General features: G+C 42.0%; 2 protein-coding genes. One reads left to right on the top strand and one right to left on the bottom strand.

Translation table 11 applies throughout. The features are described from left to right. Positions 1-10 precede the first annotated feature (10 nt). Positions 11-943 carry a transcription initiation factor IIB gene (locus QMD21_03440; protein MDI6855823.1) on the top strand — a complete coding sequence of 311 codons (933 nt, stop codon included), beginning with the start codon at positions 11-13 and terminating at the stop codon, positions 941-943. Here the strand turns inward: QMD21_03440 and QMD21_03435 are convergent. After that, positions 938-1203 (bottom strand): site-2 protease family protein (locus QMD21_03435; GenBank protein MDI6855822.1); only part of this gene is annotated, 266 nt, incomplete at its 5' end. The two genes, QMD21_03440 and QMD21_03435, sit on opposite strands and share 6 nt — an antisense overlap.

Below are 1203 nucleotides of genomic sequence, written 5' to 3'. Positions count from 1 at the left end.
GAGGAGAAAAATGCGCACAAAAAAAGTAACTGTTGAAGAAATAGACAAGTGCCCTGAGTGCCTGAGCGCACATTTGACAAGAGATTATGAAAGAGGAGAGTTGGTTTGCGAAGATTGCGGACTTGTAATTGATGAGGCTTATATAGATCAAGGTCCTGAATGGAGAGCATTCGATACAGAGCAAGGCGAGCGAAGATCGAGAACAGGTGCGCCCGTTACATATACTATTCACGATAAAGGTCTGAGCACAGAAATAGGCTGGAAGAACAAAGATTTTTACGGCAAAAGTATTCCTACAAGGAGCAGAGCACAGCTTTATAGATTGAGAAAATGGCAACGTAGGATAAGAGTGAGCAATGCGACTGAAAGGAATCTTGCTTTTGCGCTTAGCGAGCTGGAGAGAATGGCAAGCGCTGTAGGCTTGCCAAGAAACGTGCGCGAGACTGCAGCAATAATTTATAGAAAGGCTGTTGGCAAGAATCTTATAAGGGGCAGGAGTATTGAGGGAGTTGCTGCTGCTGCCCTGTACGGGGCTTGTAGGCAGTGTAATGTACCTAGAACTTTAGATGAAATTGCGAGCACTAGTAGAGTATCTAGAAAAGAGATAGGTAGAACATATAGATTTATGGCTAGAGAGCTAAAACTTAGGTTAATGCCTACAGCACCTCACGATTATATAGCAAGATTCTGCTCCGAGCTAAAGCTTGGTAGCGATGTTCAGACGAGAGCTAACGAAATATTGAAAGTAGCAACTGAAAAAGAGCTAACTTCTGGAAGAGGACCTACTGGCGTGGCTGCCGCTGCACTCTATGTAGCTAGTGTGATGTGCGGTCAGCGCAAGACGCAAAGAGAAGTTGCAGATGTTGCCGGCGTTACTGAGGTTACTATTAGGAATAGATATAAAGAGCTAACTGAAAAGCTCAATTTAGACGTGCCTTTATAGAAAGATTGTTCTAAAGCCAGGAATAGCTAAAACTAACGCCGCTACGAAAGAGATTACATAAATTCCTGTGTTCCATCTAAATACTTTTGAACCATCAAGGGGATAGATTGGTAGCATATTGAAGAAAGCTAGAAAAGAATTTACCCAATATACCATAACTATAAAATTTAGGATATAGCTCTGAGGAACGAGAAATACGAAAGGTAAGCATACAGCGCCAATAACTATATTGATTAAAGGTCCTGCAAGCGATATTTTAC

This window comes from Candidatus Thermoplasmatota archaeon (assembly GCA_030018475.1).
Lineage (GTDB): Archaea > Thermoplasmatota > JASEFT01 > JASEFT01 > JASEFT01 > JASEFT01.
The sequence above is the reverse complement of the archived record's forward strand: the minus strand, read 5'-3'. Positions and strand labels throughout refer to the sequence as shown.